This is a genomic window from Olleya namhaensis, from assembly GCF_900114005.1.
Classification (GTDB): domain Bacteria; phylum Bacteroidota; class Bacteroidia; order Flavobacteriales; family Flavobacteriaceae; genus Olleya; species Olleya namhaensis.
This window is the reverse complement of record NZ_FORM01000006.1, coordinates 97,679-124,092: the sequence shown is the minus strand read 5'-3', so window position 1 is coordinate 124,092 and position 26,414 is coordinate 97,679. Positions and strand designations below refer to the sequence as shown.

General features: G+C 33.6%; 22 protein-coding genes. 9 read left to right on the top strand and 13 right to left on the bottom strand.

Features of this window, described 5'->3' with window-relative positions; all coding sequences use genetic code 11:
- Positions 1-112: 112 nt before the first annotated feature.
- From BMZ09_RS10645 to tssD, 4 genes are all read left to right on the top strand, one after another.
- Positions 113-523 (top strand): 5' nucleotidase, NT5C type, encoded by a 411-nt coding sequence (locus tag BMZ09_RS10645; RefSeq protein WP_090840357.1) that lies wholly within the window; start codon positions 113-115, stop codon positions 521-523.
- A gap of 635 nt (positions 524-1,158) precedes the next feature.
- The gene (locus BMZ09_RS10640; RefSeq protein WP_090840356.1) at positions 1,159-1,518 is read left to right on the top strand and encodes a hypothetical protein; all 360 of its coding nucleotides are present in this window, start codon (positions 1,159-1,161) and stop codon (positions 1,516-1,518) included.
- A gap of 158 nt (positions 1,519-1,676) precedes the next feature.
- Entirely contained in the window at positions 1,677-2,366 is a 690-nt protein-coding gene (locus BMZ09_RS10635; RefSeq protein WP_090840354.1) for a hypothetical protein, read from the top strand.
- Between the two features lie 45 nt (positions 2,367-2,411).
- A complete protein-coding gene (tssD, locus tag BMZ09_RS10630; RefSeq protein ID WP_090840353.1) occupies positions 2,412-2,813 on the top strand; it encodes a type VI secretion system tube protein TssD in 402 nt (133 codons plus the stop codon).
- Between the two features lie 202 nt (positions 2,814-3,015).
- On the opposite strand, the gene BMZ09_RS10625 is transcribed toward tssD, so the two are convergent.
- Positions 3,016-3,411, bottom strand: a complete 396-nt coding sequence (locus BMZ09_RS10625) for a hypothetical protein (protein WP_090840351.1) — start codon at positions 3,409-3,411, stop codon at positions 3,016-3,018.
- A gap of 149 nt (positions 3,412-3,560) precedes the next feature.
- Here BMZ09_RS10625 and BMZ09_RS10620 point away from each other — a divergent pair, with 149 nt between their 5' ends.
- Positions 3,561-4,553, top strand: coding sequence for a hypothetical protein (locus tag BMZ09_RS10620; RefSeq protein ID WP_090840349.1), 993 nt, complete (start codon positions 3,561-3,563; stop codon positions 4,551-4,553).
- A gap of 64 nt (positions 4,554-4,617) precedes the next feature.
- Here BMZ09_RS10620 and BMZ09_RS10615 read toward each other — a convergent pair whose 3' ends face one another.
- Genes BMZ09_RS10615 through BMZ09_RS10595 form a run of 5 tightly spaced genes read right to left on the bottom strand, consistent with a single transcriptional unit; the run spans position 4,618 to position 12,645 of the window.
- Positions 4,618-5,253 (bottom strand): response regulator transcription factor, encoded by a 636-nt coding sequence (locus tag BMZ09_RS10615; protein ID WP_090840346.1) that lies wholly within the window; start codon positions 5,251-5,253, stop codon positions 4,618-4,620.
- Between the two features lie 6 nt (positions 5,254-5,259).
- Complete coding sequence (locus tag BMZ09_RS10610) at positions 5,260-7,227, bottom strand: tetratricopeptide repeat-containing sensor histidine kinase (protein WP_245741132.1); 1,968 nt, start codon at positions 7,225-7,227, stop codon at positions 5,260-5,262.
- A gap of 28 nt (positions 7,228-7,255) precedes the next feature.
- On the bottom strand, positions 7,256-9,499 hold the full coding sequence (locus BMZ09_RS10605; protein ID WP_143067814.1) for a tetratricopeptide repeat protein: 2,244 nt from the start codon (positions 9,497-9,499) through the stop codon (positions 7,256-7,258).
- Positions 9,496-10,155, bottom strand: a complete 660-nt coding sequence (locus tag BMZ09_RS10600) for a DUF1266 domain-containing protein (RefSeq protein ID WP_090840339.1) — start codon at positions 10,153-10,155, stop codon at positions 9,496-9,498. The genes BMZ09_RS10605 and BMZ09_RS10600 overlap by 4 nt, the downstream gene beginning before the upstream one ends.
- A 3-nt stretch (positions 10,156-10,158) precedes the next feature.
- Positions 10,159-12,645, bottom strand: coding sequence for a hypothetical protein (locus BMZ09_RS10595; RefSeq protein WP_090840337.1), 2,487 nt, complete (start codon positions 12,643-12,645; stop codon positions 10,159-10,161).
- A 224-nt stretch (positions 12,646-12,869) separates the two neighbouring features.
- Here BMZ09_RS10595 and BMZ09_RS10590 point away from each other — a divergent pair, with 224 nt between their 5' ends.
- The 4 genes from BMZ09_RS10590 (at position 12,870) to BMZ09_RS10575 (ending at position 16,403) form a co-directional block, all read left to right on the top strand.
- Positions 12,870-13,775 (top strand): DUF6892 domain-containing protein, encoded by a 906-nt coding sequence (locus tag BMZ09_RS10590; protein ID WP_090840335.1) that lies wholly within the window; start codon positions 12,870-12,872, stop codon positions 13,773-13,775.
- Between the two features lie 279 nt (positions 13,776-14,054).
- Positions 14,055-15,191: a hypothetical protein gene (locus BMZ09_RS10585; protein ID WP_090840333.1), complete on the top strand. Its 1,137-nt coding sequence runs from the start codon at positions 14,055-14,057 to the stop codon at positions 15,189-15,191.
- A 42-nt stretch (positions 15,192-15,233) separates the two neighbouring features.
- Entirely contained in the window at positions 15,234-15,914 is a 681-nt protein-coding gene (locus BMZ09_RS10580) for a hypothetical protein (protein ID WP_143067813.1), read from the top strand.
- Between the two features lie 57 nt (positions 15,915-15,971).
- On the top strand, positions 15,972-16,403 hold the full coding sequence (locus tag BMZ09_RS10575; RefSeq protein ID WP_090840329.1) for a hypothetical protein: 432 nt from the start codon (positions 15,972-15,974) through the stop codon (positions 16,401-16,403).
- A gap of 150 nt (positions 16,404-16,553) precedes the next feature.
- On the opposite strand, the gene BMZ09_RS10570 is transcribed toward BMZ09_RS10575, so the two are convergent.
- The 7 genes from BMZ09_RS10570 to BMZ09_RS10540 form a co-directional block, all read right to left on the bottom strand.
- Positions 16,554-16,928, bottom strand: a complete 375-nt coding sequence (locus BMZ09_RS10570; RefSeq protein WP_245741131.1) for a hypothetical protein — start codon at positions 16,926-16,928, stop codon at positions 16,554-16,556.
- A gap of 91 nt (positions 16,929-17,019) precedes the next feature.
- Positions 17,020-17,640 carry a DUF1444 domain-containing protein gene (locus tag BMZ09_RS10565; protein WP_090840325.1) on the bottom strand — a complete coding sequence of 207 codons (621 nt, stop codon included), beginning with the start codon at positions 17,638-17,640 and terminating at the stop codon, positions 17,020-17,022.
- Positions 17,641-17,804: 164 nt separating this feature from the next.
- Complete coding sequence (locus tag BMZ09_RS10560; RefSeq protein ID WP_090840323.1) at positions 17,805-18,320, bottom strand: GNAT family N-acetyltransferase; 516 nt, start codon at positions 18,318-18,320, stop codon at positions 17,805-17,807.
- Between the two features lie 192 nt (positions 18,321-18,512).
- Positions 18,513-18,926, bottom strand: coding sequence for a hypothetical protein (locus BMZ09_RS10555; RefSeq protein ID WP_090840321.1), 414 nt, complete (start codon positions 18,924-18,926; stop codon positions 18,513-18,515).
- 120 nt (positions 18,927-19,046) lie between these two features.
- Positions 19,047-24,050 carry a DUF4132 domain-containing protein gene (locus tag BMZ09_RS10550; protein ID WP_090840319.1) on the bottom strand — a complete coding sequence of 1,668 codons (5,004 nt, stop codon included), beginning with the start codon at positions 24,048-24,050 and terminating at the stop codon, positions 19,047-19,049.
- A 241-nt stretch (positions 24,051-24,291) separates the two neighbouring features.
- On the bottom strand, positions 24,292-25,623 hold the full coding sequence (locus BMZ09_RS10545; protein WP_090840317.1) for an exonuclease domain-containing protein: 1,332 nt from the start codon (positions 25,621-25,623) through the stop codon (positions 24,292-24,294).
- Positions 25,620-26,393 carry an XRE family transcriptional regulator gene (locus BMZ09_RS10540; RefSeq protein ID WP_090840314.1) on the bottom strand — a complete coding sequence of 258 codons (774 nt, stop codon included), beginning with the start codon at positions 26,391-26,393 and terminating at the stop codon, positions 25,620-25,622. The genes BMZ09_RS10545 and BMZ09_RS10540 overlap by 4 nt, the downstream gene beginning before the upstream one ends.
- Between the last annotated feature and the right edge of the window lie 21 nt (positions 26,394-26,414).

Here is a 26,414-nt window from a genome sequence, read left to right as displayed (position 1 = left end):
TTCATTAAAATAGATAATAACACGCTAATCACTTGTTTTTATTGTGAGCTTCAAGAATATTACGCACAAAATAGAGAACAAAATTATTTAATAATCAGTAAAATATAATAGTATGAAAAAGATAGTATTAATAGACATGGACGGTGTTTTAGTGCAACTAGGAGACGGACCTTTTAGCGAAAATAAAAATAAGGAAGGTTTTTTCTTGAATAATAAACCTTTGGAAGGTGCTGTAAATGCTTTTAAAGCTTTGAGCGCTAAGTATGAGTGTTACATTGTATCAACACCAGTTTGGAGTAATCCGCATTGTTGGATGGAAAAACGCTTATGGGTTGAAAAGCATTTGGGTTTGGAGGCTAATAAAAGATTGATATTAACTCATAATAAAAACTTGGTAAAAGGAGATTTTATTATTGATGATACTAAAAATTATGGCGTAGATAAATTTGAAGGGAAACATATTCATTTTGGTACTGATGCATTTTTAAAATGGAATAATGTTTTAGATTTTCTACTGGATTAAAAAGTAAGTTTTAATAGCCCGAAAACACGAGGCAATAACCCAAATATAGCTTGTCTATCACATATTAGAAAATGTGATTAGGAGTAAAGTTACATTTGAAAAACAAAGCAAGTAAACTATACGATGGCCATCTATTTTAAACTTGAAATATTAATTTTTTTAAACAAATAATTATGAGTAAAAAGAATCAAAAAAGCAATAGACAAAAAAACTACAAAAGATAAAGGGGGTGATTTGTTTATTGAGAGAGTTGACCGTGCGGTAAAAAAGAAAATTCAACCTAAAAAAAACAAATAATATAAAACCACTTAATTATTAATTTAAAAATTCAATTATTATGAGAGATCACAGAAATGAAGACCAAATTCAGTCAGACAATGACAATCATGCAAATCAATTAAATTCGAATAATGATGAATACCATCATTCTAGAGAAGAATAATAAGTATTTGTTTTATTTAATTATCAAGACGTCAAGCAAATTTTGTTTGGCGTTTTTTGTTTTTCATAGTTTATATTTTAGATAACAATTAAATGTATAGAGGCGTGTGGTAATTTAGAAGAGTTTGTTATTGGTTCTTTAAGAATAATAAAGGTTATATTTTTTACTTTTGAATAATATCTAAACACCCAAAATGCAACTAACCCAACTACCAGGAACATACAACATAACAGGAAGGAACCAAGACCAGGAAGCAGCAACCTATAAAGGTACACTAGAGTTAACATTAGACCATAACAATAGGATTAATGCCAAGTGGACCATTAACAACAGTCAAGAACAGTTAGGGACTGGGTTTTTTAAGGATAATATTTTGGTTATTAATTTTAATTACATTGGTGATGACGATGCTATTTATAAAGGCGTTGTGGTATATAAATGCATTACTCAAGACCTTTTAGACGGGTTTTGGTCAGAGAAACACGGTAATCCGTTATATCTAGGCGAGGAGCGTTGTTTTAGACAAGGCGCACAGCAAGAGGTGATTAATTAATTTTTAACCCCATTTATACTAGTTTAAAACCCTACTATTAATACCATGTGTTGGATAATGGGCGTTGTTTTTTAACGACTTATAAATATCACTGAAAACCGTTACTAAACTTCATACATAATATATCAATTTTGTGATCTAAGCAAATAGATAGACTTATGGATTATAAAACAATGTTACAATTGCCTGCACTAGATATTAGTGAGGTGGTAACACTACTACAACAGATAGCAGATAAAGAAAGACATCAAGACAAACCTAATATGCCAATGGTAACCATTACCACGCATACTAGCAGCGCGTCTGGTATTTTTGTAAACTATGATAGTACAAAAGGAGTGATTTTGCTATGCGAATTATACGATCGTAAAGCCCAATTACAGTACTTACAATCTAGTAGCATCGCTTCGGTTTCCATTCGTAATATAGAAAGTTATGCTTACCTGTTATCAGACGGAACCATCGCGTTTACGCCACCAGCAGGTAAAATACCAACCATGCTTCAACTTAAAAAAGAAATGAATAGTGTGGCGCTAGACCTAAAAGCAACCTTAAACAAACAGATTGCTGTAACTTATAGTTATCAGGACACCCCTAATGATAACCAAAAATACTACGCACATAATGCCATAACCTTACTAAAAGATACGATGGCTAATATCGCGAAGGATAACTTATCCAAAGCAGCGTTTACAGAGTCGGTATCTACAATTCAATTTAATTTAGATACAACAAATGCGGTAAGCTTAGCAGCCGGAACCTTGTCCATAACTTTAGATGTATCTAAAAGTTTAAAAAGTGTAGCGTCTGCGCACCAATTACAAGAACTAATCGAAGCATGTTTGTAGTTAATCCTGCAACATAATAGTATATAATCAATAATAAATTCAACTATGGAAACATCAGATAATAATACCAAAATAGAATTACTAATCAGAAAAGATAACACTACAGAAAAACTATTTGCACTAAGTCAGTGTGATTATAATTTTTCGACACATTACTATCAAGAGGAGCAAGACCGTATGCCTATTGAGGTTAATCTTTCTGGAGGTATAAAAGAGGCTATAGATCCTTTATTTATCCAATGGATATCTAACCAACCAGGAAAGTGGTCTGGTAGTCTTAAAATCTATCATGACAATAGTGACCAACCAACTATTGAGCTTGTTTTTGAAGAGGCAGTAGCAACAGGATGTAGTCAATCGTTTACGGAGTATAACACACAATTAAACGAAGCCTATTTTAATACTATTTTAAAAGGCGTGGTTTATAACAGTATACCATTAAGTTAATAGCTAATTTAGATTGTTAGAATTAGCCTTTAAGCGTGGCTGCTTAAGGGCTTTTTCGTGCGCTAAAGTCAGCGTAACCTTTGCATTATAAGTAGTGTTAATAGTAGCAACAGTACGACTAAAAAAAGCGGAACATAAAAGGCATAAAAAAAAGGAAAACGATAGGGTTTTCCTTTTTTTAATTCAAATACGGTTAGTACGTTTATAACGTGTTTTCTAAGTAATCGCGAATTACTAAATCCGTATAATAGCCACTGTGGTGTCCGCCCCAACACGCTGTTAAACTAAAGACACCAGCGTCTAATGTAAGTGCTTTGTTGTCTTCTGCACCTTCGTTAGGGATACAAAATACTTCAATAGTATTAATCCCTTCCTGCACAGCTTCCTTACCCATAGCATCATTACAAACTTCTTTTAAACCATCTGTAAGACGTTGTAAACACACACTTGGTACAAATTTAATAGAATCGATATCAAACGTATCCCAGTTAATAGTTACAGGAACAGGTTTACCCACGATGTCATTAATTTCTTTTTGGTAATCTGCTAAATATTGATCTTCAATAGATTTTGCTGCTTTTCTTTCTTTTAATCCCATGATACCTATTTTAAATGTTATTGATAGTTCAAAGGTATTTTAACACCACATAAATAAAACACCTCATTTAAGTGAATGTTAAATCTCACTGAATTCCGTGAGGCGCCCACTTTTAAATAAGTCTAATTTTATTGTATAAATAAAGGACTATGAAAATTGCAATTATATTAGGGATTTGTCTGTTGGTTATCGTGCTGCTAGTTGCAAATTTTACGCGACTAGTGGGTGGCATTTCAAAGCAACACGCCACCACTAATTTAGAGGCGTATTTAAAGATTAAGTATCAGGATGAGGTTAGCTATAAATGGTTAAAGCGCTTTTTTAATAGCGGAAACATGGATCCTAATATGTTTACCGTCTTGTTATATAATACGGATACTCCTGAAATCGAATTTTATTGTCATATTAATCTAAAAACCATTTTAGAAGACAATGCTGTAACTAGCGGAAACACGGAACAAAACACGATTAATGCGCGCTATTTGGCAGCCACAAAACGTTACGATAGCAGACAAGCCATAAAGCGCCTGTTTAAAACCGAATGTCCCACAATAACATTTAATACTAATACTATTGACTTGATTTTAGAGGCCAATTTAGAGCCGGACGCCTTACAGGAATTAATAAAACGTTTTATAGTGCGTTTAAATTATTTTTATGAAGATTTGGGCATCTACACGGATATTGCCATTGTTATAAAAACACCTGAGCATCCCGATGGGTTTCTGGAAGTGCCACTGGAGGTGTTTGATAGTAAATGGCATAGCGTCTTTTTTATGTTATCGGAAAAAGCATCAGGTCTAAAAACGGTGGAAACTTCTATTTTAAAAAAGGTAAACCAGTATTTAAGGCAGTCACAACCTAACTTTAAAATTTATAACGCACAAAAGATTTTCTTGGATAAAACCACATTGTCAAGAGCCGCTTGGGTGCATTATCTTAGTGACACAACCATTGTTAATGGCGGAAACACCAAATGGCAAAACCCCTTAAAAGGTGTGTATGTAACGTATTTTGATTTTGAAACACATCATATTTATAAAGGCGATTTACTCACGTCTAATTATGATACATTGTCTTACGACGAAACCCTAGTACAATTAAAGGACGCCCTCCAAACAGAAGGTGTTTTGGCATGGTAATGCAACCCTGTATTTTTGGGCGCGTTTCCAAATGAAGCCAATGCAATTACTTTAAACGTTGTAATTAATCGAATAACCCAGATTCGATTGCATATTTTACAGCACCAGTCGTGGTTTTAGATCCCGTTTTTAGTAAAATGTTTTTACGGTGCGTTTCTACAGTATTAACAGAAATAAATAATTTTCCTGAAATTTCTTTAGAGGTTAACTCTTCAGCTAAAAGCGCTAAGACTTCTTTTTCTCGTGGTGATAGCTCAATGTTTTTATACTTTTTGCGTTCAAAAACACTTTCCATATAACGCTGTTTTATAATTTCAGAAAAATACTGTTCGTCACCAAGTACTGTTCTAACAGCTTTTTGTAATTCGTCTTTACTAGTAAACTTAGGCACAAAACCATCCGCTCCTTTTTGTATTACTTTATGTACCGTTCTGTGGTTATCAAGCATGCTTAGCATAATAATTTTTACGCTGCTGTGTTTTTTCTTGATTTCAGTAAGCAACTCAATACCATCCATTTTTGGCATATTAATATCGCTAATAATTAAACCAATTTCAAATTGATTTAGTAATCTAATCACTTGTTTCCCTTCGGTAGCTAAATGGACTTCACCAATTTCTTCCATATCACTCAATATGGTGTTAATGCCCTCTAAAAACATTAAGTGGTCGTCTGCTATAATGATGTTTGTTTTCTTCAAAATGATTTAGTTTATAGGAATATCTATGGTAATTGACGTTCCGTTTCCAGAGCCACTATCTATATCTAAAGTCCCTTGAACTTTTTGTAAGCGCTCTTTAATATTACGGAGTCCTATTCCTTGTTTTTTATTGGTTTTAAACCCTTTTCCATTATCATGCACAACAATGTTTAAATAGGCGTCATGCTTTGTTAATTGGACGTCTGCTTCTGTTGCTTGGGCGTGTTTAATAATGTTGTTTATTAACTCTTGCACAATTCGGTAAGCATCCGCTAATAGGTCTTCTGGTAGCTTGTCAATGTCTTCTTCCGGAAAGATAAAGGTTTGAATGGTTAACGTTGTGTTGTTAGTAATCTGATCTACAAAATCGTTTAAAAAACTAGTAAAGCCTATTTTAGAAAACGATAACGGATGTAATTGATGCGATAAGCTACGGATGTCAAAACAGGCATTGTCTATGGCTTCTCCAATACGTTTGGCCTGAGAGGCATCTTCATGTTTTTCAGAATAATGCTCAAATGCTAATTTTATACCCGCCAAATCACTTCCAATACCATCATGTATGTCACGTGCTAATCTAGCACGCTCTTCGTCTTGACCTTCTTGATAACGCTCGATAACAGATAATTTATGATCTTGAATCATTTGATTAATTTTCTGTTTTGCATTTTCTTCTTGCTGCAGGTTTAATTCCTTTTGTACGCGTAAGCGTTGGATGTAAAACAGTCTTAAAACAATTAGTGTAATTAAAACCAATACAAAGCCACCAATAAAAGCATTTCTAACAAAGCGTTGACGTTTTAAAGTCAGTTCTGCTTTTTGTAACTCGGCATCACTTAATTTTTGTTCTTTTTCTAATAATGCAATACGTGTTTCTTTTAACTGTGTTTCATACCGTTCTTGGATTTTAGCAACGTACTTTTCTTTATCAAGAGAGTTTTGTTCGGCGACAGTCGTTACTCCTTTTTGGTAGTATTTTAGAGCATTCTCATAATCGTCTGCTTCTTGATATAATTGTGCTAAGTTTTTATAAATATCAGACTTATAACTTAACAACGATTGTGTTTCGCCTATGGCTAAGGCTTCCTGGAAATAGTTAATAGCATCCTTGGTACGTCCCAATTTACTGTTACACAAACCTAAATCGTTAAGCACAATAGCAATATCAGAATTAAACTTAAGTGCTTTTAATAAGGTCAACGTCTTTTTTAAAGCGACTATGGCTTCTTCGCAACGTTCTTCTTCCACAAGCATTTGCGAAAGGTTAATATTTATATAGGCTATAACTGCTTTGTTACCTTCTTTTTCGCGGTAACCTAGCACGGTTTTATAATGCTTTCTAGCGTCGTCAAATTTATCTTGTTCTTTTAAAATATTTGCAAAATTGAATAGGGTAGTCAACACACCATCGTCATTTCCTAACTCGCGATACAAGTTAGCAGCACGATCTAAGTTTTCAGTTGCTTTTGTAAAGTCCTTTTGTAGCACATACAAGGTTGCTATATTTTGATACGCATTGGCCTCTTGCATTTTATTATCATTGGCCTCAGCAAAACTTAAGCACATCATAAAACTATCCATAGCCTTAGGATATTCGCCCAGGTTTTTATAGCCTAAAGCCAGTATATTGTAACAGGCAGCCAAGCCACTTTCAAGGTTTAGTTTTTTTAATAAAGCAATGGCTTCTGTAGTTTTACTAATGGCACTTTTATAGTCTCCAGAGATGTTTCCTAAATTCCCTAAAGCATAAAGCGCTCTAACCGTTTGAAGATCGATATCTAAACGTTTACTTTCTTTCAACCACTCTTCAGCAGCTTTTTTAGCGACAATAGGATTGGTGTATAGGTTTTTACCATAGACTACGGATAGCGAGTCTATTAATGGGGTATTATTAGAGTTTTGAGCTATTACCACGACATGGAACCCTAAAAATAGGAGTAGCGTGAGTAAGGTCTGTTTTAAGAATCGTGTCATTTATAAAAAAAACGTAAATTTAAGAGGTTTAGACAAAATAAGTGGCGCTTATTGTTGTTTTGATTTGTAATAATGCTTCTTTTTCGACGTCTGTAAGTCCGCATTCTAATCTACTAGCATATTCTAATAAATTATGTCTTAAAAATAAGTCGTTTGTATAATGCTGATCCGCATAGGTTTGTTCTTCTTTTGCTATAAATACACTAGGATTGTCATTGCTTAAATGCAGCGCTGTGTACTTATGAAACGCCGATATATTACCAATACCTTTGGAGCAATCTCTAAAAACGCTAGCAAACATATTATTAAAAGCTCTAGGGAAAGCATAAAAAGAGGTTTTTGGATAGCTTTGTAATAATTCTGAAAACACCTTGTAGGCTTCTTGATAATTGTCTTTGTCTAATATTATTTGACCGTAGTCATAATCTGTTCTCCAGTTTCGGGCTTCGGGAGTTTCTGTTTTGAAAATTTCACAAAGGATTTCACTTTTATCGTAATTAAACCCTTCGTTAGCACAAGCTATCGCTAATCTTAAGTATAAGGCTTTATTGGTAGCTAAATTGGCAGCTTGTTGTAAAGCATCGGCACCAGCGACTTTGTCTCCTAAAATCCAATAGATTAAGCCATTGTTTCTGTAGTCGATAAATGTTGATGGTTCGGTTACCAAGTCGGCTGTAGTCACATCTTCTAAATCATCTGGTTTTTGAAGCGCAAATTCATAAAAACATATCCATTGAAACACAGGATAGAGGTGAGGATATAATTTGCCTTGTTCATGATTATAAATGGCGTAGTTATAACATTCTTCATAATCTTCCTTTTCAAAAAGGGCTTCGACACCACAATTTATAGTTTGGCAATAATCGTTATCACCCGTTTTGTAAAAGCCAACTTCTTTATGTAAATCTTCTAAAAAAGCGTCGTAATTATAGTTTTTTCTATGATATTCCATACGCATATTATACAACCAAGGTGCGTAGGAATGTGCTGGGTGTGGAAAATCCTCAAGCGCTTCATTTATAACCTCAAGCGCTGCATCGTGTTGTTGTAAATTAACTAAGGCACGAGCTTGAAAAAATAAGGTTTTTAGTGTTGGGGTTTGTCCTTTGTGGAATTGCTTTACAATGTCTAAAATACCTTGCCAGCTTTTAATACGGTTATTAACTTCTAGAAGATAAAATAGATATTCGCTTAAGCGTAACCCATTTTTAAAGGCTTCATGATATGCGGCACCTGTTTGATTATAGTCTTCTTTTGAATAAAAATATTTAGCTTTTAAGACTAATAATAAGGGGTTTTTAGGGTTTTGTGCTAAACCTTGTGTGACACAAATATTAAAAATGTTGTCATCTCCAGTATGATAATAAGCCGAATTACCAACAAGTAAATAATGGTGTTGTGCCAATTGCCAACCTGAGTTTGCTAAATCTTGCATGTAGACTTTATACTGGTCAAACGTCCTAAAATTGTCCTCGGGGAATTCTGGTGTTTTTGGCGCTCTTAAAATTTGTGCTACCAAATCATAACGCATAAACGATTGGGCATAATCTGCTAACAAGTAGCGTGTGGTTGGTGTTAAATCCAATAGCTTCCATTCCGTTTGCCAACGTTGCGCAATCTCTACAGATTTGCTATTCCAAATAGACAGTTGAATGTGGATTAAGGTTTTACTTTTTGGATCTAAACGTGGATCCATTTCTAATCCTGTTAAGGCGTCTAGATTGTGTGTTGCTGAAGCTAGTGCTAATACGTCGTTATAATGGGCAGCTTCCTCAGAAGTGCATAACTTTAGTAATTGTGCAGTTTGTATGTCATGTAGTAAAAACCGAACTTCGGTTAAGGCAGGATAACATTCTAAAATGTATTCTAAAATTAAAATAGCATCAGCATAACGTTTGTCGTGTTGCAATTTTAAAGCATAATGCAGATGTAAGGTATCGTTATACGGAAAAGCGACTACTGCTTTTTTGTATACAGACGCATCGCATTGGGTGTAGTAACTACAAATCAATTCGTAATCTGAAGCTTCGACTTCACCAATACTTTCTAAAGCTTCTAAATACGATTCCATAACTGGCATATTTACGTCTTCAAAAGCGCAGATGTACAACATGACAATGCGGTAAAACCTTGCGTAATCTGTTTCTTCAAGTAGTTCAAAATGTTCTTGAACTGCAGTAATATGAGACGCTAATTGGGAATATAGATTGGCTGCATACAGTTGCTCTGCTCGCGTAATATGTTGTATCAGGTCTTTTCTTGTTATCATCATTTGTTCCATGTTTTAAACCAATCGGCATGTTTTACATAAAGACGTTGGTAGTGCTCCCAAAGGGTTTTAGAGCCTGGAAATTTGCTATTGTCTTGCTCTGTGGCACCCAAAACAAATTCGTCTCCCAAACACACATTACGATGGAATGCTCCCCAACTAGAAAAAGTCGATTTAATAGTCTCATTAGCATCTTCCATGCGCAGTAGTAACTCATCTGTACCTATAAAGCCAACGACTGTTGCTAAGCGCATCAGATAAATGTAGTAGGATAACTCATACCCAATTAATAGGTGCTCTTTTAAAGTGAAACGGTATTTCCATACCATTTTATAGTTGTGTTTAAGTCTTGGGTGTTCTTGCGCATTATATTTGGCATCAAACGATGTGGTGGTATCCATTCTAAATTCGGCTGCCAATTTAGAAAAAGTATGAGACACCATTTGTCCACTTTGGTAACGTTGTAAGCTATTGCGTAAATGCAAACCCGAGGTAATGCCATTCAGTTTTAAAAGCCTTTTGGCTTGTTTGACTTGCATTTGGTCTTCACTATTAAAACCAGACCAAGTGCTGAGGTCTGCAGTATTATAATTTTTTTTAAGTAGCAAAGCCGATAAATTTAATTGCTCTTGTATTTGTGGTGTTATATCTGCTGTCATTATCTACGTATTTAAATCGGTTACAACTTGTAATAGAGTCGTTTTTAAAGGATCAGCATAGGCTCCAGAATGTGCCATAGCTTTTAACCCCAAAGCGTAGGACATAGCCATATCGGAACCTTTGGCTAATTGTACAAATAACTGTCTACATAAGTTACCATAGGTTTCTAATGGTGTTTCTGGTGCTAAATCTGGATCTAGTAATGTCATGTATAATGCTTGTATATATTGGGTTTCTATACCTGAATCATTTTGCGATAACCACGATTTTAAAGCATCTATTTTGGTGTGTAAAACTTGCAAAAGGGTAGTTTCGCAAACGCCTTCCGTTTTATAATGTTCTAAATTGTGTAATACTGTTGTAATGGTTGTTTGGTCTATTGGGATGTCTTTTGTGTCTATTTTCGATAACTGGCCATGTTCCCGAAGTATATTAATTTCTGGTGTTGGAGCTTCCTTAAAGTGAAAGCTATAACAACTTTGAATTATAGTACTTAAAGTCGTGTTATTTTTAAATCCAAAGGTTTCATCACAGCTATAATTCTGTAAAAACTGCACTGTATTTTGGTCTAGTTTATCTTTTTTTAATATTTCAAGAACATCAGCTAGGTAGGTTTCAATTTGCGAGGCAATCATAGTAAAAACGCTATTTTGAACTTGTTTTTGCTTGCTTTTTTTATGAAAATGCACAATACGATTAATGGCTTTGTTTAAAAAGAACGTTGTATCATCTTCAAGACTATTAAAATAAAGTCCTGTGCGTAAACCTTGCGTTTTTAACATGTCAGACACCCAAACAGCTTCTGTGGTTAGACTGTAATAATAATCACCCAAAAAGTTATACCACGCTTGTATGACATTAAGGTGTAATGGCGTTTCTATATTTATATAATGCGATTGCGCAAACGTATTACATTGGTCTATTATAACAGGATCAATATTTTTAAGCGCCCAAATCTCGTTTACGCGCGTATAGTTTCCTGATTGGACACACAATGTGCTTAAAATACTAACTAATAATGGTAGATTATTGGTTTTTATAGTGTCTGAAGCTTCTGTTGCAGTGTGCGCTAATGCTAGAGCATAGGTTTGTAAGACCTCACAATCGGCTTCGTTATATAGCGTTAATAAAGCTTCTCTAGCATCATAAAAGGCAAGGACTAAAAACTGATTTAAAGGATTTTCTATTCCTGATGTTTTAAAAGGTTCCAGCCACGCTTTTAAATTATGTTGAATCTGAAATACGGTTGTAATTAGAAATTCGCCAGTAATTTGAAAGTCACTATGATCCAATCGTAAAGTTGGTAGCGTATGTTTTGTGTTTTCAATTAGTAATTTATAGAATAGAGTATTATAAGCTTCAGTTTGACTGACAACACCCGTTTTTGGATGACACTTTTCAAACCAAAACGGAATACATTCCGCAGGAAGCGTTGCAGTGTTACTGTTACTTAAAATAGTGTTTCCGTGGTCTTTAAACGCTTCGGTATAAAAATTACTACTACCATCTACTGTTAACCAATCTAAGAATCTTAAATAACATGCATCTACTTGAGATTGTGGGATGTGTGTATCAAGCGTACTAAACACTAAAACATCACCAGAATCCCATGTTTTACTACCTAAAGTCTTAATTAATGGATACAAACCTTCAGTGGTTTTAATGTGTAATAAGGCAGTGCAGTGGTCTTCAATAAATAAAAAGCGTTCTTTAATGGCACGCAATGCAGCTGTGGTAAACTCTAAATTAGTCACGTAAAATTGTGCTAAATCAAAGCTAAACCAAGCTGCAACTAAATTGTAAGCACCCGGTTTTTGTGGTTTTCCAACTGGAATAATATTGTGGATTTTGGTTATTAATGCTTCCCAATTACCCTCTTGAAAATGGTTAACAAAGGACTGCTGTATAGTAAAATAATGTGCTGTATACGTTTGATTTTTATCACAAACGTAGTAAAGTCCGTTTAAAATATCATGTTTTAAACACTGTTTTACTATAAACGCGGAGCTGTTACTGTCTCTAGTATCAAACACAGTATCTATTAAAAATTGCGTGAGCGGAACAGAAGCAGCAGACGGACTGTGTACTAAAAGTTTTATAACATCAAAAACACGAGTTTTTAGCTGTTCTGTAATAGTATTAGAAGTAAATAAGCTTAAGCTGAATTTTAAAAAAGTAACCAACAGTTCGCTACTTTTTTTATCAGGATAATAAGCATTGTCTACCAAAGGAAACCAAGAGGCTACAAATTCTAATCCCTGAGTTTGATCTGCATAAATCTCAGGATGGTAGTATAGTTTTTGAGCCAATGCATTTGTAAAAACAGGGGTTGTTGATTGGTTGGTTAAGCTGTTTTTTGTGCGTGTATAGGTTTCCGTATCTTGATAGTTTAATAATTCTAAAGTGGTCGCTAATGCTTTTGCTTCACTCGGATTTAAAGCATTTGTGTTTATTGTGGCGTCTATTTTTGTTTTAAAAATCACTGACATTATTTGTTGTTCTTTATTAGCAATACCATGGTTTCGGTATCAAAAACGAGTTGAATAATTAGTTTACAACAAAGTTCCAATTAACATTAGGTTTTTTTATCCCTGAAAAGGGTGATTTTTTGTTTTTCAGATAATAAATACCCTTAAATAATTATAATATCACGGAAAACAACGACTAGATTTTATACCGTAGTAAGTATCTTTGTCGTACTTAAAATACAGGTATGATAACATTACGATTAACACCAACTAGTTTTGAAATTAATGCGGTTTCTATAACATTCCCGGTCGCTATAAACAGTTTAAAAGATTGTCTTAAGGCTAATTTTAGACAGACTAACACCAAAAACAACACCTTGTTTACTTGGGACGATTTAGGGATTATAGCTTATTCTGAAAATGGTGAGTTGGTAGATTCTTTGACTTTAGAGTTAGAACCTGAAGCTTACGATTTTAGTCCAAAAAGTATATTTTCTGGGACGTTTTATTTTAAAGATGAAGACATTTCTAAATATTACAACAGTCACAAAAATGAGCGTGTCGAGTTGTTTGATGGCGATGATGGCGGCGCTTTGGTCTTAAATAATATTAGTGCTTGGTTTGATGTTAATGACGATGCTATAAGTGCTATCGAAATTAGTCCATACCAATCCTATACCAGAGGAGAAGGAATTCCTAAAGATAAATACACTATAAAACCGTTGGATGAAGCAATGCTCCATTTTACCGATTTTGGATTTAAATTATCTGTTATTGAAACGCTGATGTACGAAAAAGAAGTGTTGTTACCTAAGTTTGATCTTTACGAATTTGCGAATTGGTACCAACCACGAAAGATAGATATTGACGCGGAAGGTTATGATCCTATTCCAGAAGCAGAACAGTATTTTAAAGACTTGCCAATACCGTTGCGTTTGGCTTCAGAACTAACTGAAATCTATCAAGATGGTGGGAATGATATTTATATGAATCTAGCACCTTTTTCTGGTGGAGCAGTAACGTTTTGGGATATTGAAAGTACTGAAGACGTAAAACAGTTTCCTAATTTAAAAACGGTAACATTATGCTATGCAAAAGAGAAAGCTTATAATGAGTTTATAGAAATGGGAATTAAAACCGAGTGGTTGTAACACCATAAAAATAAAAGAAATACAATCTAAAGCACGCTAATATAGCGTGTTTTTTTGTGTTTTAAAATCTGCTGAATACCCAGAGTCTACAATTAAGTATTTATGGATATCATTAATTTCAGTGATAAAGCGCAGCATCCTAAAATCTAATTTTGTCATGTACAATTAAAACAACAAGATCATGCGATTACAAATTACAAGTAATACAGCTATTCTTTTTAATTATAAACCACAAGATTAACCCGCTATTTATATACCATTTCAAAACACGCTTTTACTATGAAAAAACCAATATTTTTTTTCGCCTTATTATTAGTTTTATTAATGTCTTGCAACCAAAAAAGTTACACGGTTATGCATGCTGACACTTCTGTTTTAACAGGAGATGAGGTGGCTTACCACTTATCAAAAGACCTATTAAAATTAGAGATTATTTATACTTTAAACGAACCAAAATTGTATAAAACTAGCGCTAATCATCCGCTTATAAGTAATAACGCTAAAGTGACTATTGAGGATCCTATCAAAATCACAAAATTATTGGTAGCAGATACATCACAAACTTTTTTTATAACGGGTCAAAAACTATCAGATGCCTTTTTTGTAAATACGGGAGAAACTGCACAAAATAGTATTGCAAAAGACACGGTAATAATTGATGCTAATCACATAAAAAAGGGTAACACCTTATCCTTTTTAACGGATTCTAATATTGAAGTAGGCGCATATAATTCGGTTTTAGAAATAAAGAATAATATTTCAAAAATCACGACTAAAGATGAAGCCGAGTTTACATTAGAGCTATTGCATTTATACAAAAAACAATCGATAAGAACAGGTCATGACGTAAAGCGTTACATAAAAAAAACAAAGCTAAAATATACGGTTATTATTGATCCATCACAACGATACGCCAATCAAGGTCACTGGTCTGAAATAAAAAACGATAAAATCTATCACACCATCGCACCCGATTATCTTTTTGGAGAACAAGTGACGTTAAACGATGTGGTGACGCTAGAGTTTCCAATGCCTAAAACGGATAGTTTACCATCAGTAAGTACTCAAAAACCATTAGAAGGCGTGGTGTATCGTAGTTTACCTGCTGTAAATTTTACGCTTTCGCTGAATGATACTCGTGTGGCATCAGATTCATTATCATTAACACAATTGGGTACGCTTAAAACCATGTCTGTAAAAGATTTAGAAAGATCTAACGAAGCTTCGGTCTTGTTATTTAAATCTACAAAACAAGAAAAAACATTTAAAACCGAAGAAAAAATGGAGCAATTGGAGTACGATTCTAGTAAAGCAATTGAAGCGTCTCAAATAGCTATTAAAAGCGAATACAAAGCAAAATTGAATGACATCGATGCTCTTATAAAAACAATAGAAACACGTAAAAGTGACTTGTAGTTAACCTTAAGTAAATTTTAAAAGTATTTATACCCTAAACCAATGTCAATACACAAACTAACAGTACTACTTATTTTAATTGTTTTGACGTCTTGTAATAATCAAATGGTTGATTCTAAAACTTCAAAAAAGACTTTAGGATTTCAAGAGAAACAAAATAGTGTAGTGCAAGATTTACAAGGTTTTATTCCAGAAGGCTATGCCATTATCAGGTCAGGAGGTAAGTTTAATAAAGTCAAAGCCGATCTAAATACGGACGGAATTTATGACTACGTCGTGTTATTGTCCAATGGGATGGAAAGTAAAGATTATGCTGATGCAACACGTGTGACGCTTGCCATATTTGAAGGACAAACGGATGGTACGTTTAAGCTTAAAAACCAAACAGGTAATTTGACCTACGCTTTTATTTACACTGCTGTGGAACAACGGTTAAAAGTTATAAATAACACCGTAATTATTTTAAGGCATCAATCCATGAGACATGATTACGAGTTAAAGTTTAAATATGAAGCAGACTATGATGACTATATGCTAATTGGATCAGACTATAATAACTACGGAAACGCCATGCATATTGGTGCTGGCAACGTCAGTACCAATTTTGTGTTTGGTGTCCGAAACGAAACAATTGACTATATAAAAACGACGTATTTAAATACAGTATTACAACCTATATCAGTGGTTAATGCAGACAATGTATATGATTTGATTAGTGATTAGTCTGTACAGTAAAAACGAATAATGAATTAAAACTAACAAGCATTTTAAATAATACAAATGGAAACAAATTTAATTATAGAATCAGTTGAAGACGCCGGAAACTTGTTTAATAAAAAGTATAATGCATTTATTACAGAGCAACCACGAACAGTCACTATTGAAGATGATACATTTACACTGTATAGTTTTGAAAAAATGATTGCATTAACTAACATAGACGGTTTAGAAGTTAGCGAAGCGCGCGCTTTAAAAGGCTACGTTAAGACTTTAAAAACTATTTTAGGTCCTACTGTTTATGATCAAAAAGAAAAAAAATGGTCCATGTTAATGTTGTCCAGCAGCATCACTATTGGTAATAATGCATCAGGAGATTTATTATTTATAGATAGACATGATGGTAAAACATTGTATATTTTTCGTCATGATGATGGCAGCTTGTTTAAAACCAAATGGACCTTGAGCAAATTAATTAAAGCCTATTCTGAATAAATTTTAAACTAATAAATCTCAAGTTTAAGCATATAAAAAAGACCAACTACAAAGCTGTAATTGATCTTTTTTTTGAGTTATAGTTAAAAAAACAATACTGCTATAACTGTGTTTTTTAGAATTTAAAAAGGTAAAATTAAAAGGTGTTGCTTAGACCGCAATACGGTTAATAGCGTCCATCTTTTTAAGTATGATAGGTACAAATAAAGCAAACTTAGCATTAAACTCCTCCTGTGTTTTTGAAGTGTTTAAATTATTACCCATAGTGACCCAAGTTGCGTATAAAGCATCTTCAAAATCAACATTATCTGTGTCAATATTTAAGGCTTTAATCAGGTTAAAATTTTCATCTTGATTATAAAACCCTGTTGCATTAACTATTTCAAACATCAACTCAAAGATACTCCTGGTTTCTAAAAGCTCGTTAATTTTAAGTTGTGGTTCTTTGGATCCACTTATGGCATCAAACACATCAACCATTAAGTTTTGGATTCTGCCATTAATACTAAAGTCTAAATATTTCAAATCTTTTAATTTTAAATTATTAAAAAGTATTTACCGTTAGTTGGTTTTAAATAGCGGTAAATACTTCTTGTTTTTCTTTTTTTACGCTTCTTTATTCTGATAATGGAATATGTCCTGTAATACGTCCTTCTTTTACAATAAATAAAATATCAGAGATCTCTGCATTTCCAAAACTGTCGTCATTCCAAGTGTACTCATGTAGGTATACAAACTTATTTAGTAACTCCTGATCTGCATCTCTAGAAATAGCCATCATACACGTACGTCGTGCTAATGATACAAGTAACTCATCTGCTTGTAACATCTCGTGCGCTTTTAGCATGTGTGAAACGGATAAGATTCTTTCGCTAGAAAAATCATTACCGCTAGAGGTGACTACTTTGTTATCAAATGTTTCAGAATATTCAAATACGGTTTCGTAATTTTCTAAGTTTTGAAATGCTTGTTGCGTGATTTGTTGACCATCCATAGTTTCTAAGTGTTTTTTTGTTAAAAACACAAAATTATCTGGAGTATCTATACCGTAACCAATAACAACTTTAGGTCCGTTATCAGAATTTATTAAATTAGAATTTAAAGCGCCTGCTTTAAGACCAACCCAATGTCCTGGTTTTAAAATTGGATAGATTTTTTGATCACTTTGCTTTGTTTGCTCAATGATTTTTTCCAATTCTTCTTGAGATTTTTCTTTTCCGTGAATGACTTTGCTCATAATACTATTTGTTTAATTATTTACTACAAATTTATAATTCAACGCTGTTTTTATTATCACGGTATTCAGCCATTTACAGATTTAATGGTTTGCTTTTTGAGCATAAAAAAAGGTGTTATACGCTTGTAAACACCTTATGGTTATAGTTTTAAAAAATAATAATATTAATACTCTAAAAACATGACGTGATTAGGATTACTATGTGTTTTTGAAATATTAAAATTATAAGCTCCAGCTATTTTAAAGCCCATTTTATTATAAAACTGAATGGCCTTTTTATTTTCTACCCAAACGACTAACCACAACCCCTTTTGATTATGTTGTTTAGATAGTGCAATATTAAAATCCAACAATGTAACACCTAATTGTTTGCCTTGAAAAGCCTCTAAAAGATAAATCCTGTCTAATTTGGTGATGTTTTTGTCGGTAATATTATCGTTAGGCGTTTCTAACTGAATTTTAGAAAATCCTGCCAATTGGTTATCGTAATACAGTAAATGGTATAGCGCCTTTTTGTTTTCAAACTCTTTAAAAATAGTGTCTTTATTGTAAGTGTTTAAAATAAAACGGTCAATATCTTCCTTTGGCGCACTGTTACCATGAGACTCTCTAAAGGTCTGTTGTCCTAATGTTGCAATTATTTCTGAATCTTCAGAAGTTGCTTTTATAATTTTAATCATTTGCCTTAAAAATGCTAAACTGTAGTGTGTATTTTATTTTGCAAAATTAGGTGTTTATGTAATATGAAATCTAAATTATTTGTCTAGAATTAATGTTTTTAGGTGAATGGTTTTAGTATCAATTAATTGAAAGAGCCTTTACCTAAAAGGTTTTTGTGTGTGAAAGTGAAACGTTTACATCAAATATAGTTTTTACCAATAAGTACCAACTAAAAAGGTTAGTCTTATAAAAGCAATGACGCTTTCTGAGGTTAATTGTAAAGGTGCTTTTAAGTCGGTAATCTCTTGATCATCCACAAATACAACAAATAATCCGTCTGTAAAGGCTAGTAATACATTGTCTATTGCTAGTTGTTGGTTGGCCAAATTAGTATTGGTAATTTCTCCAAAATCGACTTTACCGCTTTGGGCTTGTTCTTGAATTTGTCTAGGCGTTAAAAATCCAATGACATTTACAGTTGTGCGCTTTGTGTTAAAAGCATCGACTTGATTTTTGACACATGCGATTAATAATTCTTCTAAATTTTTGGGTGTATGATCTAATGTAAAAGGGACTTCTTTTACTTTTTTCTTACCTAATCTTTTTAGTTGTAACGTAAATATCATGCTATACTTATTTTTTTTGCGTTAGGGATTGTCGTGGAAAGCCCACAGTGCGATAGCACGAGGACTTGCAACAGAAAGCCCGACCTCGCCTAAGCGAGGTAACGCCCTAATAATTTAAAGTTAACTATTTATCTGTGCTAAAATAGTTGGATCTTGGATTTTGTTGTCTTCTGACAGTAATTTCATTTTTGAAATAATCTCAGCAGATTTTGGATCGTCGTCAACAAATGGTAAAAATAATCGACCTCTATGCTGACTGTGTACTGGAAGGATGGATAATGATAGTCCGTTTTTGCTGACTTGACCACTTCCTAAATGAATACTATAGTCTCCTAAAGTCCCTTTTATAAACAGATGACGCTCTTTTACAGTAATATTTTTTAGTTTGAATAATTTTGCAGAAGCCTTAGCTAAAGCAGCTCGCATTTGCATAGTACTGTGGCTGGCTTCAGGGTCGACACCACCAACATGAGCGACGCTTACAACTAGGTCAATATCGCGCATGATTTCGCTGAAAATAACTTCAGGAATTTCTGTTAACGGAATACGATTGTAGTTGTCTATAGATTGAAAACAAATGTCTTCCAATGTTGGCGCTTCCGCATCAGAAGGCGAGTACCAGTCTGCCATAGCGTACATTGTGGCAATAAACCCGTGTTTGTGATATACTTTTTGCAAACCATCTTCCATGCTTACTGTCCAACCACGACTTCTTAAAAGTGCAACGGTTTTTTTAGGTTGTATTTGATGACCTTGGTAACGTTCTGATCGGTTACTATGTTCACGCTCATCCGCAGTAATTAAATACAATTCTCTAAACACTTGTTTAAATGGTTGCGTAATACGCGCTGCAAACAACTGTTTTTGGTAAAGATCCCATTGTACTGCTTGGTATAAATGCGAAGCATGTGCAATAAGTAACACGTCGTCTTCTTTTAAAGGATGCGTTGTTCCGGTTGCATCTGTTAAGTTACCTGAGTTGTAAAATCCTGTGATTTCTTTTTCTGGTACAATCAGCACTAATTTAGTTAACATCGCTTTTACAATAGGATGTTGCATCATATTATGAATTTCGAGTGCTGTAAATTGGTCTTGATTAACCATCGCGTTTTCTAATGATAAACGCGTACGACTGTACTGTTTTGATAAGTACGTTTTATTGTCTTTTAAGGCAATTACTTGTTTGTCTTTACGCAGTTTAACAGGAATATTTTTTAAGACTTTATCTGCTTTTGTTACTTTGATTGTAGTTTTACCAAGATCTGTAATTATAAGTGCTATTACCGTGTCATCAATAGTAACAATTGCTTGTTCCATAATGGCTTTTGTGGCTTTAGCTTCCATTGCCCAGCTAAATCGGACGCGGTCTTTGTAACCTGCATTACGAGATAAATTGTCTAATGCTATTGCGACTGCAGCAGCTTCGCTTTCTTGACGTTGGGCACCAAATTGTTTGCTTTCTTTTAAAAAATCTTGGAGTAGGTTATAGCGTTTTAGTAAATCTTTTTCAGGAATGGTTTTACTTAACGGAATTAATCCCAATGCACGTACGTAATCTTTATCGCGCTTGTCTTTAATTTTTTTAAGTGTTTCTGTGATTTTTACTTCGCCTAACATGACGCTAGAATATAGTTTTACTTGTCGGTGTCCATTACCATCAGAGATATATTTAGCAGCATCATGAAGTAGTTTCCAATTGGCTTTTCCTAGTGTTTTATATACTTTATTAAACCAATCAATATCTATAGCGCCCAAAGCGAAATCGCTTTTTGGAATGTTAGAATAACGCGAAATAATGGTTTCTTTTTCGCTGTTCATATAATCTGAAGCATGTGCTTGAAACCACCAAACTGCATTGTTTAGGCTTTCTATGTTAAGATATTGGCCAACAACTTCCGCCCATTGCGTGGCATAACACGCTAGTTCTATTAATCGTTTTTTAGGTAAATTAGCTTGGTCTGCCAATCTTTCAAAATCGGCATAGCTTTCCGTGTCTTTAAAGGTTGTCTTTTTTAAGATATTACTAAAAATAGTTTTTTTACTGTCTCCGTAATAACTGTAACCACGTTCAAAATTATCTTTTCCTAAACGTTCTAAAACTCTAAAAACATAGTCTACACCTTCAACTTTATGGATGGAATTTATATATTCTGTAGCAGGCGTAATTAAATCACCACGCTCTAATTCGGTTTCTAATAAATTAGTTTTTAAAGGAAGAAAAACGTGCTTAGGTACCATGTCACGTTCAAAGCCATTTTTGTAATTCATCCTGTAATTAAAACCACCATCAATAACCGTCATTAATGATTTTGAATGTAGGGCTTGAAACAGTAAGTCGTCGTCTTTTATTAAGCCTTTTTTATAAAGATTTAAGGTGATTTCTATATTAGGAAATTCTAAATTACGTGGCTTTTTATTACTTTCAGTAATGACTTTTATATCTGTAGCAACATCCGGATGAGACATGTTTTGAGCAATTAAATACATGTTAAGACACCAATATTTTAAAAGCTCTTTATTAGAAAATTGATTTAAATAATTAAGACTGAAACTTGGTGTTAAGGGAAGGATAATACTAGTCCAATGGTATGTTGTTGTATAGTATTTGTCGCTGTCCTGAAAAGTTTTAAGCTTGTATTTATTAGGGAAATTAGCAATCATGTCCTCAAAAATTGAAAACTTGAAAGATCCCATAGTTTTGGTGTCTGCGTAAACCCTAAACAAGCGTTTTAAAATAGTGTTGTAAGTATTTAATCTGTTAGAATAGTTTTTAGTAACGCCTAGATTTAAACCGTTTAAATCTGGGTAATATTGCCTTACAAAAGGCTCTAAAGCTTTATAAGTCCCAAAAGGATAACTAGGGTTGTTTATGTAGCGTATTGCAGCATATATTTCAAAATCATTAAGTTGACTTTTTTCATACCATTCTATCCATAATTTTGCCAACGGAATATTGTGTAAATGCTCCTCAGGTGTTGGAGATTCGCCTAAACGCTTCATGTCATACAATCCTTTTTCTAAAAAAAGTGTACGTGTTTCGCCTTGATAGCTTTCCATTTGATATTCGTAGTTTCCATTTTCAGAAACTAGCCTAATTAAATGATTAACTTGAGTAATAATTTTACTAGTATCTATAAATTCTTTGAATTTAAATTCAGAAGATTTTGACGTAGAGATTCCTAATTTATCAAAGAAACTGCTCTTCTTTGTTTTAAAATGTGCTTGTGGTTGGTAAAGTGGTGTTAGGTTGTTATAATCAATGACACCAAAACCATTACTAAAGTTATACTCTTCTGTAGTGTCAGAAAACTTATCTAAGTAAACTTGTTCGTTTTTAGTGATTTTAGGTCGTTGATTGTAGTCTTTTATGTGTTGTTCAATAAATTCGGGTTGCCTATTATCGTCGTGTAAAAGCGTTAATATTTCTAAACCAGCAATACGTTGTTCTACATTTTTTGAAGTGATTAAATTTGTAGTACTATGTCTTAAACGGTCAACAGGTAGTTTAACTATTAAATGTATCAAGGCAGTACGTAAGCCTTTGTTTTTACGTCTTAGTAAATCTTCCGCAATCTCTAAATCGGCATCATAAAGGTGCATTTTACTAAAGATATTTAGTCCCGTAGCCATAACCAGCTCATTTCTGTTATAAATGGCTTTTCTAGCTAAGGCTCTTTTCCATGAGTTGTGATCAAACTTTAAACGGACTTTACTTTCTTGACTTTGTTTGTAATTGTAAAAGGAATAACTGTAATGTTTAGGAAAGACTTTACGAATGTAAGCTTCTCTATATTCTGTAGGGAATGCCTCAAAATCAGTAGCCATTAACTCTAATTGCTGCTCTGTAGCGCTATTAATTAAAAACTGAAAGAAGTATGTTGGACCAGGAGTAAAAGACCACCAAGAGAAAATTTTGCTTTCAAAGGATGTTCCTTTTTCGGTAACGTTTTTTGCTACGTTTAGTAGTTTGTCAAAAGTTGTATTATCTAAAGTCGTTGATGGTAAATTAACTGCCATCCAATGGTCTAAAGCGTAATCTTTTCCTAAATTTTCAATAAAATAAGGTACTAAAGCGTCGTTTGTTTTTTCTGTTGTCGAGATAAAATACAAGGCTAAAATTTTCTTATTTCTATCTTCAGAAGCAAAAACAAGGTCTAATGCTTTTCTGTTTGCAGTATCTACATCCAAAATTCCAATAGACCATAACGCTACTAAAACCTCTAAATTATCTTTGCTTTCAAGCAATGTGTCTACTGATTTTAGATTCAGAATTAAAGATTGTGCTAAATCCAATACACGATTAATTACTGATTTTTTAGGTGTTTCCCAATTTAAACCAAACCAAGTGCTTACAGCTCTAGTAACACTACTAAAGCGGGTAAGGTCGTTTTCTAATACAACATTAATTATATATTTAAGTGCACCAAGACTAGAGTGGTCTAAGGCTTCTAGGATGGTTTGTCGTAAGCCTTCTTGGCGTTGTGCTGCTAAAAGTAATTTAGCGACTAGTTCCCAATGTTTTTCGTCTTCAGACAACAGCAAGGCTTTTATAATATCTGCGCTAATACCACCAATCTCATCTTCTGCTTGAATAATGTCGTCTAATAACGGATCAAACATAGTTCCGGCATTATGCAATACAGTAGCTAAAAAAATACTGTTTGCATTAGGATGATAGACACTATATTGAAAATGTTCTTGTAGTGATAGTCCGCAAAAACCCATACGGCTAAACTGTAAAAACCGAGTAAAATAGTTTAGTTTATTAATTAGAACAGTTTTAGAAGGTTTAGATCTAAAGGCTTTTCTGTTATAGTTTGTTTGATAGGGTAGCGTGTTCATAAAATCCCACATGGCAGCCAAATAAGGTGCTTGTACAACACCATAAAGTTGCATGGCTAAACGCATACCTTCCTGATTTGCCCAAGGGTTAACAGTGATTGGACTGTCAAAAGCCTCCATAAAATCTGTTACATTATACCAAACACGTTTATCTTTTTCTACACCACCTAAAATTTTCCCTAACACTCTATATGGCGTAGAAAATTGTCTAAAGTCAAAACGATCAACTTTTGGTTTTTGGTGTTTTTTAATGTGTTTATTAGCGTCTTCTATTGGAATCATATGTTGTTGTCCTTTATATCTGTGGTCAATAGTAATTATTTGCTTTTATTTTAAAAGGTTCAATAATTGACTGCAATATAAAAGTAATTCAACTTTTTTTTATCACTGTATTTGGTGATATTTTTTGTTTAAATATAATGCGATTGCATTGCATTGCATCCAATTGTTTAACCCATTAGATCTAAAATAAGAATGTTGTCTTTAAATAAATTTACAACAGACTTTCAAGTCTCAATACATATTACTTTAAAACGCCACGTAATATCTTCTGTACATCTAAATTATCTTTTTGTGGAATCAAAAAGGTTTCTAGATCTTCAGGGGAGTTAATTTGTTCTGATTTGTCAATAAAGCCATATCCTAAGTAGACACTATTTTTAATTAAAACAAAAGCTTCTTCTTGGCTATGTCTCCCTTGTTGTTTTAATACTACGTTTTCTTTGTTGTTATTAATGTGATCAATTGCGGAGATGACACGCAAATTATAATCTGTCACATGTTCTTTATTAGCACAAACACCTTTGCAAGTTGTTATTTTATAATGCGAACATTGTACAACACCATCTTGTAAGTGGCAAAATTTTGGGCACAATTCAAATTGAGCACACATTTTTTCTAAATACTGTCGGCAATCGGTAATACTGGAAAAGGTTTGAATGCTGTTTGGTGTTGCTTTTAGAGTGTTGTACGCTAAATGCTTTATGCCTTGTCTATCTTCGTAACTAAATATAGCATAGGCTTTTGGTGCGCGTTTAGAAATAACATTGTATTCAGGATAATGTTGCTTAATTGCTGCATCTTCCATTAATAAGGCAATAAGCTCGCTTCCGGATAGTTCAAAGTCAATATCGGAGGTCTCACGACAAAGGTCCAACGATTTTTGCGCTTTACTGTAAAAATGGCTTAAAACACGTTTTTTAATATCTTTTGCTTTACCAACATATATAATCTGTCCTTTTTTATTTTTAAAATAATAGATACCGGCAGTATTGGGTAAATTATTAAAAACAGCAGTCGGTAAATGAGAAGGTAAAGTAGCTTCTTTGGATGTCTTTTTTAGAAAGTCACCAAAAACAGTTTCAGCATCCTCTTGATTTAATAATATATCAAACAAAACAACGGTTGCTTCAGCATCACCACGTGCTCTGTGTCTGTCTACAATATTAATATGTAAATCGGTACATAGTTTACCTAAACTATAGGATTTATGACCGGGTAATAATTTGCGAGATAAGCGGACCGTACAAAGCTTTTTTCGATTAAAATCAATGCCCAACGCCTTAAATTCGTTTCTTATAACATTGTAATCAAAGTTAACATTATGGGCTACAAAAATGGTGTCCTCTGTAATGGATAAAACGTCATTGGCAACCTCGGCAAACGTGGGTGCATTAGCAACTGTTCCGTTATCTATTCCTGTTAAAGACGTAATATAATCAGGGATTAAAACCTCAGGATTAACAAGAGAAGTAAACTCGTCAATTATCTGTTTACCATCGTATTTAAAAACAGAGATTTCAGTAATCTTGTTACTTCTACCACTAGTTTCAACATCAATAATTGTATACATCATCTTAACGTTTTTTCTAAAGCTTTTAATTCTACACCCAGTTCATTAAACATGCCTAAAATACTGCTGATTTTTAGCTCTTCTTCTGTGTATTCTTGTGTGTTAATACTGCAGGTAAATTCCCAAATCTCTAAAACTTCATTAATAGGGACACTATAACCGTTATAGGTTTTATTGTCCGATACTAGCAATAAAGAGTTGTTTAAATCGATATTATTATAAACACGCTTGTAAACCATACCATCATTTAAAGTGACTAATACGTAGGTGCGACCACTTTTAATTTCGCTTCTATCTTCTACAAAACGTCCAATAACAAACGCCCCATCTTTCATGGGTAGCATAGAGTCTCCTTTAATAGGAAATGCACGATGTTTTCCGGTGGGTAAAAAAGGCAATTTTATTTTTTGTAGTTGCTCAATATATTCCGGATCGTCATACCCAGCTAAATACCCAGCAGAGGCTTTTACAGGAACAACTTCAATTAAATTTTCGTTATCATTATCTACCGTTATCGGAAACAGCACCCGTTGGTTATTCAGCTCGATAAACGAGAAGTCTTTGGCTTTAGTCAAGTCGTTACGCAATAAAATATCTATCGGTATTTTAAAGTAATCGGAAAACGCAATTAAAAACTCGATAGTAGGCGCAGAGCGGTTCTCCTCGTAAGAGCCAATACGTGACCTAGTTACCTGTAACTCTTCAGCAATACCTTCTTGAGATAGCTTTTTGAGACTTCTTAAGTGTTTTATGTTTTTAGATATATAATTCATAATACTACAAATGTAAGCAAT